Consider the following 9,168-nt stretch of genomic DNA (forward strand, 5'->3'; position numbering starts at 1 on the left):
CTTCACGATGATGAGTACAAGCCACTATTCAGGCTCGTGGTCACGATTCCTTGTTTCAAAATCAAAATGGCGCACTTAATCACAAACAATATCAATCACTACTGGATAAAGAACTCTGCATTGGCAGCATACACATCGTGAACTGCCGGGTTGAGCAAGGTACCCGCCTCGTCCAGATTAAGTTCCTTAATGCGTTCGGCCTGGCTCTTTTGCTCATTTTTAAATGCAAGGGTAACGGGATGTTTTCGCTGGGGTCCTTTCACCAACGGCGTGATGGGATAGGTTTCCTGGATCATGGTGTTCCCCTTTATTCAGAAAGCAAAAGTTGAAAATCAATGTCCACACCCAATAGAGATAATTTGGATGCATCGCTTTTCAAATACCCAGCAAGTCGCATTCCTGGGCTGTAGTCGTAGTCTGAAAAGCGGCCTGTTTATGGCATGCTCCAAGCCGCTTCAGACATACCCCCGGCGGGGTTGCAATACTTACGAGGGTCTTTTGTCGATGCGTGCAAGCAGAAGTTTCTTTTTCTTGCTCATTTCATCGCCGAGTTCAGCTAGGTCCAGCTTTTTCTTGGCCAGGGGGAACATCTCTTCTTCCTCTTCCTTGACGTGGTGGTTGATGTATTCACCGAGCACCGTCACCTTGGCATCGTAAAAAGAGTCATTGGGACGCATCTGGAGGATCTGTTCAATCAACGCTTTTGCGCTCGCATGCTCAACCACGGCTTCATCCAACAGCCGGTCTGTTTTTTCATCCAGGCGCAGCGCGGGGTAGAAGATGGTCTCTTCGACCTCGGTATGGACTTTCAATTCATTGCAGATTTGCAACGCCAACTCGCCTCTTTCCTTGTTGCCACCCTTGCCGATCAGCTTGTCGTAATCACTGAATAGCTTCTTCACTTTTTTATGGTCGGCAACCAGCATATCAACAGCATTGGGTTCAGCCGTTTTGCGGGGCACACTATCCTTTTTCGCTTGCGTGGCAGTCATCATCGTTTCTCCAGTAAGGCAGCGTCCGGGTAACGCTGCCTACCAGCTAAGCAGGCAATTGGTGTTCCCAACAACGCCAGCTGTGTGCCTTCCAACCCACCTTGTACGGCATGCGGCTTGCTAGCGCTTCAGCCTACTCGCCCCTACACGCAGAAAAGAATAATCATCATGTCGGCTGAGCAGACCTCCAGGATGCGCCGTCGGTTCAACACCCTGGGCCCGGGTTTGGTTACCGGTGCGGCTGACGATGACCCGAGTGGCATCGTCACCTATTCCCAAGCGGGAGCCCATGTACGGCTATACGTTGCTTTGGGCTTTGCCGTTCAGGTATCCCCTTGTGGTGGCTATCCAGACTATCTCGGCCCTATCGGTTGTGCTAACAGCCATGGCATCGCTTACAACCTGCATAAGCATTACCCACGTTGGTTGCTAACGCCATCGAATTAGTGCTGGGCACAGCCACAGGCAAGCTTTACATTTTGCCGTTGCAATCTCTACATGCTCGATATACCCAACATCACTCCACGAGACGATAAGCCCAAATCAGGCGGAGATTACTCAGCCAACGAAACATACGATGCCCACATGCAGCGCTACCTACAACGCCTTGGGCAACAAGTAAAAGTGGCGGAGATCGATGTCGAGGCAATCATCACCACGTAGTAAACCCAGGCTAGGTTGTTCACTACGTGACACGCAAAAAAGTAAAAAGCTGCACCTGCCTCACGACAGCTGCAGCTTTTTGGATTTACGGCCGGCTACCAAACACCCAGATAAGCCAATATGCCCTCCGCCGCTTGGCGGCCTTCGAATACTGCGCGCACCACCAAATCAGCGCCGCGCACTTGGTCACCGCCGGCAAAGACTTTCGGGTTGCTGGTTTGGTGCTTGAAGGCTTGCCGCTCCTGCGCCAGCGTACGGCCACGTGCGTCAGTCTTGATGCCGTTGGTGGCAAACCATTCCTCGGGCTTCACTTCAAAGCCAAAGGCGATGATGACATGGTCGCAAGGGATGACTTGTTCCGAGCCGGGCACGATCACGGGCGAACGGCGCCCCTTGGCGTCCGGCTCTCCCAATTGCGTCGTCATCAGCTTTACACCCAATTGCCCATTCTGCTGCAGAATCTCAACCGGCTGACGATTCCACAGAAACTCGACGCCCTCTTCTTTGGCATTCCCCACTTCACGCTTGGAACCCGGCATATTGGCTTCGTCACGGCGATAGGCGCAGGTGACTTTGGCTGCATCCTGGCGGACGCTGGTGCGGTTGCAGTCCATGGCGGTATCGCCACCACCCAGCACTACTACCCGTTTGCCTGCCAAATTCATGTGCACTTCACCAGCCGGCAGGGTGCCCATACGATGGCGGATGTTATTGACCAGAAAAGGCAGCGCTTCCAATACATTGGGCAGGTCCTCGCCGGGGAAGCCGCCCTTCATGTACTGATAGGCTCCCATACCCATGAAGACCGCGTCGTAGTCCTTCAACAGGGTCTCAAATTCGATGTCGCTGCCGATTTCCGTATTGAGGCGAAACTCAACGCCCATTTCTTCCAGAATCGAACGGCGGCGGCGGACGATGTCCTTTTCCAGCTTGAATTCAGGAATGCCAAAGGTCAGCAACCCGCCAATTTCCTCATAACGGTCGAACACCACCGGTTTGACGCCATTGCGCACCAGCATGTCGGCAGCGGCAAGGCCCGCAGGCCCAGCACCAATAATAGCCACTTGCTTGTCGGTCTTTACAACCTGGCTCATATCCGGCCGCCAACCCTGCTTGTAGGCCTCGTCAGTGATGTATTTTTCCACCGAGCCTATCGTCACCGCCCCAAAGCCGCCTTGGTTAAGCGTGCATGCCCCTTCGCACAGGCGGTCTTGCGGGCAGACGCGGCCACAGATTTCAGGCAGCGAGTTGGTCTTGTGGCTTAGCTCGGCCGCTTCAAATAACTTGCCTTCCTGCACCAGCTTGAGCCAGTTCGGAATGTAATTGTGTACTGGGCATTCCCACTCGCAATAAGGATTGCCGCAACTTATGCAACGGCTGGATTGGTCAGCAGCTTCGCTTTTGTTAAGCGGCGCATAGATTTCAATGAACTTGCTGCGACGGAAGCTGGCGTCAAACTTTGCACCAGGGTCGCGCGGCAGGTTCAGGAACTGGAATACGTCACCCATCATCGTGTCCTTGACGCTCTCCCCTGCCCAGCAAGGGAGGCGTTCTGATTAGTCTTTCAACAAGCTTTCCAGCTTGGCGGCCTTCGGTTTCACCAGCCAGAAGTAATCGACATAGTCATCGAAGTCTTCCAGTATTTGCGCCCCGATAACCGAGCTGGTCAACGCGACATGCTGTTCGATCTTTTCCTTGAGGAAAGCCCGGTATTGACCCATCGCCTCACCGTTGATCAAGTGGATATCGATCAGTTCGTTGTTGTAACGGTAGGCAAACTTCTCATCGCGGTCGTAGACAAAAGCGAACCCACCAGTCATACCGGCCCCGAAGTTGAGGCCCGTCTGGCCCAACGCAATCACGCAGCCGCCCGTCATGTACTCGCAACCATGGTCGCCCAAGCCTTCTACAACGGCCAACGCACCTGAATTGCGCACCGCAAAGCGCTCGCCGGCCAACCCCGAGGCGAACAACTCACCGCCGGTTGCGCCATAAAGGCAGGTGTTGCCGATGATGGTGGCTTCGTGCGGCTGGTACATCACCTCCTTGGGTGGGTAAACGACCACCCGGCCGCCATTCATGCCCTTGCCCACATAGTCGTTGGCATCGCCTTCCAAGGTCAGATGCAAGCCCTTGGCGTTCCATACCCCGAACGATTGCCCGGCCGACCCTTTCAAGCGTACTGCCAAGCAGCCTTCCGGCAAACCATCGGCACCGTGTTGGCGGGCGATTTCACCCGATAGACGCGCACCGATTGAACGGTTGATATTGCGTACGTTGTATTCCAATACCAGTGGGGTCTTGGCGGTAATGGCCGCCAAGGCATCCTTGAGCATCTTCTCGGCCAGCTCACCTTTATCGAAACTCGGGTTGCTCTCGGCAGTACAAAAACGCGGTTCGTCTTCTGAAATCCCACCTTGGCTCAACAGTACACCGAGATTCAACTTACCCTGCCGCTCGCTTTCGCCTTCCAGAATTTCCAACAAATCGGTGCGGCCAATCAGGTCGGCCATTGAACGCACACCCAGTTTGGCCATCCATTCTTGGGTTTCGCGGGCCACGAAGGTGAAGTAGTTCACCACCATTTCCGGCAATCCGATGAAGTACTTGGACCGCAGCTTGATCTCTTGGGTCGCTACGCCCGTCGCACAGTTGTTCAGGTGGCAAATACGCAGGAATTTACACCCAAGGGCCACCATCGGGCCCGTGCCAAAACCAAAGCTTTCCGCCCCCATGATGGCGGCTTTGACCACATCCAGGCCGGTTTTCAGACCGCCGTCGGTTTGTACCCTTACCCGACCGCGCAAACCATTGGCTCGCAATACCTGCTGGGCTTCAGACAGGCCAAGCTCCCAAGGCGAGCCCGCATACTTCACCGAGCTGAGCGGAGAAGCGCCCGTACCGCCGTCGTAACCCGAAATCGTAATCAAATCCGCATAGGCCTTGGCGACACCCGCCGCCACCGTACCCACGCCCGGCTCGGCTACCAGCTTTACCGACACCAAGGCAGTTGGGTTGACCTGTTTCAGGTCAAAAATCAGTTGGGCGAGGTCTTCAATCGAATAGATATCGTGATGTGGTGGTGGGGAAATCAGGCTGACGCCTTCCTTGGCATGCCGCAGCCGAGCAATCAGGCCGCTTACCTTGTCCCCCGGTAATTGCCCACCCTCACCAGGCTTTGCGCCTTGGGCAACCTTGATCTGCAGCACTTCGGCATTCACCAGATAGTGCGGCGTCACACCAAAGCGCCCGGAAGCCACCTGCTTGATCTTGGACATCTTGACCGTGCCATAGCGCGCCGGGTCTTCACCACCTTCGCCGCTATTGGAACGCCCACCAAGGCGGTTCATACCCTCGGCCAGCGCTTCATGCGCCTCAGGCGATAATGCGCCCAACGACATGCCGGCTGAATCAAAACGCTTGAGAATGGCCTCCAGCGGTTCGACTTCATCAACAGCAATCGATTTGGCCGGATCAATCTTTACGCGCATCAAGTCACGCAACATGGCCACCGGCCGGGTATTGACCAACTCGGCATACCGCAGGTACTCAGCGTAATCGCCATTCTGCACCGCCTTTTGCAGTTGCATTACCACATCGGGGTTGTAGGCATGGTATTCCTCGCCATACACGTACTTGAGCAAGCCCCCTTGCGAAATCGGCCGCATAGGGTTGAACGCCAGCTTGGCCAGCTTTTTCATGTCAGCTTCAAAGTCGGCAAAGTTCGCACCACCAATGCGGCTTACCGTAAACGGCATGCAAGCTTCGACGATTTCGTCGGCAATGCCCACGCCCTCAAAGAGCTGCGCGCCGCGATAAGAGGCCACAGTTGAGATGCCCATCTTGGACAGCACCTTCAACAACCCCTTGTTGATGCCCTTGCGGAACTTGCTCATGGCTTCGGACTGTTTGTCGCCTACCGACCCTGTGGTGATCAGGTCCGCAATCACTTCATAGGCAAGATAAGGGTGCACAGCCGTCGCGCCATAACCAATCAGGCAGGCAAAATGATGCGAGTCGCGCGCGGTGGCCGTATCCACCAGCAAGTTGGTCTTGCAGCGCAAGCCAGCATTCACCAGGGCCGTATGGACCGCCCCGGTAGCAAACAAGGCGTGAATGGGCAACCGGTTGTGGGCGATATGCCTATCGGTCAACACCGCAATCGCCAAGCCTTTGCGTGACGCTTTGACCACTTGTTCAGTCAAGGCGGCAATCGCGCCTTTGAGGTCGGTTGCCGCCGGGTCGTAGCAAAGGTCGAAGGTTTGCGAGCGGAATTGCTCATCCGGCTGGCTGGTCAGCAGCTTGAACTTCTCGTAACTGAGAATGGGGCTGCTCACCTCGATACGCTTGGCGTGATCGGCGGTTTCTTCGAAGATATTCTTCTCAACCCCGAACACGGTATTCAGCGACATCACCACCGCTTCGCGGATCGGGTCGATCGGCGGATTGGTCACCTGGGCGAATTGCTGGCGTAGGTAGTCGTAGGGCGAGCGCACGCGCTGCGACAGCACGGCCATCGGCGTGTCGTCGCCCATCGAGCCAACTGCCTCCTGCGCCTCTTCCGCCAGCACACGAATCACCGCATCGCGCTCTTCAAAGCTGACCTGGAAATGCTTCTGGAAGACATTAAGCTGGTCGCGGCTCAACTCCGGCCTGCCACCGTCTTCATCCATCGAGAGTTCCAAACGGTTGGCGTATTGCTTGATCCAGCGCCGATAGGGGTGGGCCGCCTTGAGCTTGGCGTCAATCTCATGGGGTAACAACAACTGGCCGGACTGCATATCGACTGCAATGATCTGGCCGGGACGCACACGGCCCTTCTTCACCACGTCTTCCGGCTTGTAGGGCCAAACGCCGATTTCCGACGAAATCGTGAGATGGCGGTCACGGGTCAACACATAACGGCCGGGGCGCAGGCCGTTGCGGTCCAGCATGCAACCAGCGTAGCGGCCATTGGTCAGCACAATGCCGGCCGGGCCGTCCCACGGCTCCATGTGCATGGAGTTGTATTCGTAGAAGGCGCGCAGCTCCTTGTCGGTGCTGTCTACGTTCTGCCAGGCAGGTGGCACCAACAGGCGCAGGGCGCGGAAGAAATCGATCCCGCCCATCAACAAGCCTTCGAGCATATTGTCGAGGCTCATCGAGTCCGACCCATCGGTCTGCACGATGGGGCGGATATCATCCATGTTGGGAATCAACGGCGAAGCCATGATGGCTTCACGCGCGCGCGCCCAAGACCGATTACCCGAAATCGTATTGATTTCACCGTTATGGGCCACATAGCGGAACGGCTGCGCCAGCTTCCATTGCGGCCAGGTGTTGGTGCTGAAGCGCTGGTGGAATACCGCCAGTGACGAGGTAAATCGCTCATCCTGCAAATCGGGGAAGAACACCGGCAGGTTTTCCGGTGTTACCAAGCCCTTGTACGACATGGTATGCGCCGACAACGTAGGCACATAGAAGCTGACATCACCGACATTGGCTTTTTCAGCCAGACGCCGGCCTATATACAGGCGACGCTCGAAACTAGCGGCATCCATATTAGCTGGGCAGTTGACGAAAATCTGAGCAATGGCTGGCAGGGTCTTCAGCGCATATTCCCCACAGGCGCGGGTGTCGGTCGGCACCGTACGGAATCCCGCTACGTCCAGCCCCTGCTCTTCCAATGCAGCTTTCAATATGGCCAACGAGGCCTTGCCCACTTCCAGGTCAACACTATGAAACACGAGGCCAGCAGCGTAATGCTGAGCCAACTCCAAACCTTTTTCATGCGCCACAGCACGCAGAAAACTATCGGGCTTGCGGAACAGGAGACCACAACCATCGCCCGACTTGCCATCGGCAGCCACCGCACCGCGGTGGGTCAGATTGGCTAGCGAGGAAATGGCGGTAGAAACAAGCCAATGGGAAGGCTTGTCGTCCATATTCGCGATCAGGCCAAAGCCGCAGGAATCCTGCTCGAAGCTGGGGCGGTAAAGCGTGCCTTCAAGACGGCGCTGTCTGTCATCCATATGCGTGATACCCGTGTACGTGCGGAGCGGCATTCAGTGAAAGATGGGCTTTTGACGCACAAACACTTTGCGGCCCCTCTATGGGGAAAGCGGCGCTTGGTTCCGGCCGGTGTAGAAACACACGGGGCATTGCGTTGTAGCCAGCCAATCGAGGTTATCGCTTCTGGCGGCAGAGCATTGCGCGGGTGTCGCAATACCGTGGATCAACGCGGAAAAGGGTCGGCAACAGCCGTCCAAGCACAGCGAAAACAAAGCCTGCCGAACCAAAAACGGTTCTGACAGGCTTGAATGATTCTATCGGAGCGAAGGCTGCAGGCGCAATAATTTTGTGCAGCGCATGAATATTTATAAATCAATGACTTATGAAAAAATACTATCTATTATTTTCATAATCCTGACAGAAAATTACAAATTTGCGACCTGTGGTCACGCAACCCCCGCTATCAGCGCAAATCAACTACCCATATAGCCAGGAACCCGTGCACTGACCAACCCTAGCAAGTATCACGGCTTGGCGTTAGCAGCCCCATCCGCGCGCACCCGCTGGTAGTACTCATCCAGCCCATACTTGGCCCAGACATCTTGTGTGGACTCGGCAAACAAACCGTCACGAGCAACCTGTCGCAATGCCGTCAGCGTCGCCGGATCGGTATTGGGATGACAGGCAAGCCATCGGCCCACCTGGGTCACCATAAAATGGCGCTCGATAGCAAACTTGGTTTTACCGGTGGTCAGGGCGGGCCCGATATCACTGATCAGGACATCAAAGCGCCGCGCCATCAGCATGGGCAGACCGCGACTGCTTATTTGCAGCGCTTCGTAGAGAATCCCTTCCGACTCCAACAGCTGGCGAATCTCTGCAATATCGATGCTGCCGACCCTGAAGTTCTTCAAATCCGATAGGCGATTGATTTCACCCGCTAGGCCCGGACGGCTATAGACCCAGATTTCCATCGGCGCGATCCGTCCCAAAAACGTCAGTGCATTGACAATTCCCGGGTCAAAATTTAATGCAAGCACGCAGTAATCTGTACTTTTCACGGCCATGGTAACAGCCCTGCGAATGGGTAAAGTTATGACCTGCGCTTTTACCCCTTGCTCGGTAGCAAGCCGTAAGAATGCCTCCACGTAGGGGCCGCTGGGGGTACTGTCCCGCTCCACCACAAAGGGTGGATAGGCTTCCACCAACACAGTTACAGGCGCAGCCAATACGCCAGAGCCCAGCCCTAATACGCCACACCATAGTAGCCAGCTAGTCCGCAACGCGATCAACTCTGCCATAGCCACCACTTACATACCGGGTTGCCCGTGGGTTCGGGGAGGAAGCATTGGTGACTAAGTCAACCCAATACTCAATCGTTGAGCTTTTAGTGTCGAAAGAATGGGTTCACCCGCCATTAGCTGGGAGTAACCAGTACAAGCCGAGCAGGCAGGCTCAACCAGGCCCAGCTGGCTCCGACACGCCCCCCCCCCCCCCCCCCCCCCCCCCCCCCCCCCCCCCC

General features: G+C 55.8%; 7 protein-coding genes. 2 read left to right on the forward strand and 5 right to left on the reverse strand.

What is annotated here, in order from left to right; genetic code table 11:
* Positions 1-98: 98 nt before the first annotated feature.
* The gene (locus CSQ89_RS03795) at positions 99-296 is read right to left on the reverse strand and encodes a hypothetical protein (RefSeq protein ID WP_099404855.1); all 198 of its coding nucleotides are present in this window, start codon (positions 294-296) and stop codon (positions 99-101) included.
* A gap of 189 nt (positions 297-485) precedes the next feature.
* A complete protein-coding gene (locus CSQ89_RS03800) occupies positions 486-995 on the reverse strand; it encodes a hemerythrin domain-containing protein (protein WP_308418112.1) in 510 nt (169 codons plus the stop codon).
* A 165-nt stretch (positions 996-1,160) separates the two neighbouring features.
* On the opposite strand from CSQ89_RS03800, the gene CSQ89_RS03805 reads away from it, so the two are divergent.
* Together CSQ89_RS03805 and CSQ89_RS22380 are read left to right on the forward strand one after the other, a co-directional pair.
* Complete coding sequence (locus tag CSQ89_RS03805; protein WP_139022832.1) at positions 1,161-1,439, forward strand: hypothetical protein; 279 nt, start codon at positions 1,161-1,163, stop codon at positions 1,437-1,439.
* A gap of 51 nt (positions 1,440-1,490) precedes the next feature.
* Positions 1,491-1,655: a hypothetical protein gene (locus CSQ89_RS22380; RefSeq protein WP_158228893.1), complete on the forward strand. Its 165-nt coding sequence runs from the start codon at positions 1,491-1,493 to the stop codon at positions 1,653-1,655.
* A gap of 95 nt (positions 1,656-1,750) precedes the next feature.
* Here CSQ89_RS22380 and CSQ89_RS03810 read toward each other — a convergent pair whose 3' ends face one another.
* From CSQ89_RS03810 to CSQ89_RS03820, 3 genes are all read right to left on the reverse strand, one after another.
* Positions 1,751-3,163, reverse strand: coding sequence for an FAD-dependent oxidoreductase (locus CSQ89_RS03810; RefSeq protein WP_099404864.1), 1,413 nt, complete (start codon positions 3,161-3,163; stop codon positions 1,751-1,753).
* Between the two features lie 48 nt (positions 3,164-3,211).
* Positions 3,212-7,666 (reverse strand): glutamate synthase large subunit, encoded by a 4,455-nt coding sequence (gene gltB, locus CSQ89_RS03815; protein WP_099404865.1) that lies wholly within the window; start codon positions 7,664-7,666, stop codon positions 3,212-3,214.
* 504 nt (positions 7,667-8,170) lie between these two features.
* Positions 8,171-8,947, reverse strand: coding sequence for a hypothetical protein (locus tag CSQ89_RS03820; RefSeq protein ID WP_099404857.1), 777 nt, complete (start codon positions 8,945-8,947; stop codon positions 8,171-8,173).
* Positions 8,948-9,168: the final 221 nt, after the last annotated feature.

Source organism: Chitinimonas sp. BJB300 (genome assembly GCF_002735695.1).
Classification (GTDB): Bacteria; Pseudomonadota; Gammaproteobacteria; order Burkholderiales; family Chitinimonadaceae; genus Chitinimonas.

Excerpts from the sequence above, each read along its gene's own strand:
- CSQ89_RS03795 (WP_099404855.1), bottom strand. The coding sequence starts at position 296 with ATGATCCAGGAAACCTATCCCATCACGCCGTTGGTGAAAGGACCCCAG.
- CSQ89_RS03800 (WP_308418112.1), bottom strand. The coding sequence starts at position 995 with ATGATGACTGCCACGCAAGCGAAAAAGGATAGTGTGCCCCGCAAAACG.
- CSQ89_RS03805 (WP_139022832.1), top strand. The coding sequence starts at position 1,161 with ATGTCGGCTGAGCAGACCTCCAGGATGCGCCGTCGGTTCAACACCCTG.
- CSQ89_RS22380 (WP_158228893.1), top strand. The coding sequence starts at position 1,491 with ATGCTCGATATACCCAACATCACTCCACGAGACGATAAGCCCAAATCA.
- CSQ89_RS03810 (WP_099404864.1), bottom strand. The coding sequence starts at position 3,163 with ATGGGTGACGTATTCCAGTTCCTGAACCTGCCGCGCGACCCTGGTGCA.
- gltB (WP_099404865.1), bottom strand. The coding sequence starts at position 7,666 with ATGGATGACAGACAGCGCCGTCTTGAAGGCACGCTTTACCGCCCCAGC.
- CSQ89_RS03820 (WP_099404857.1), bottom strand. The coding sequence starts at position 8,947 with ATGGCAGAGTTGATCGCGTTGCGGACTAGCTGGCTACTATGGTGTGGC.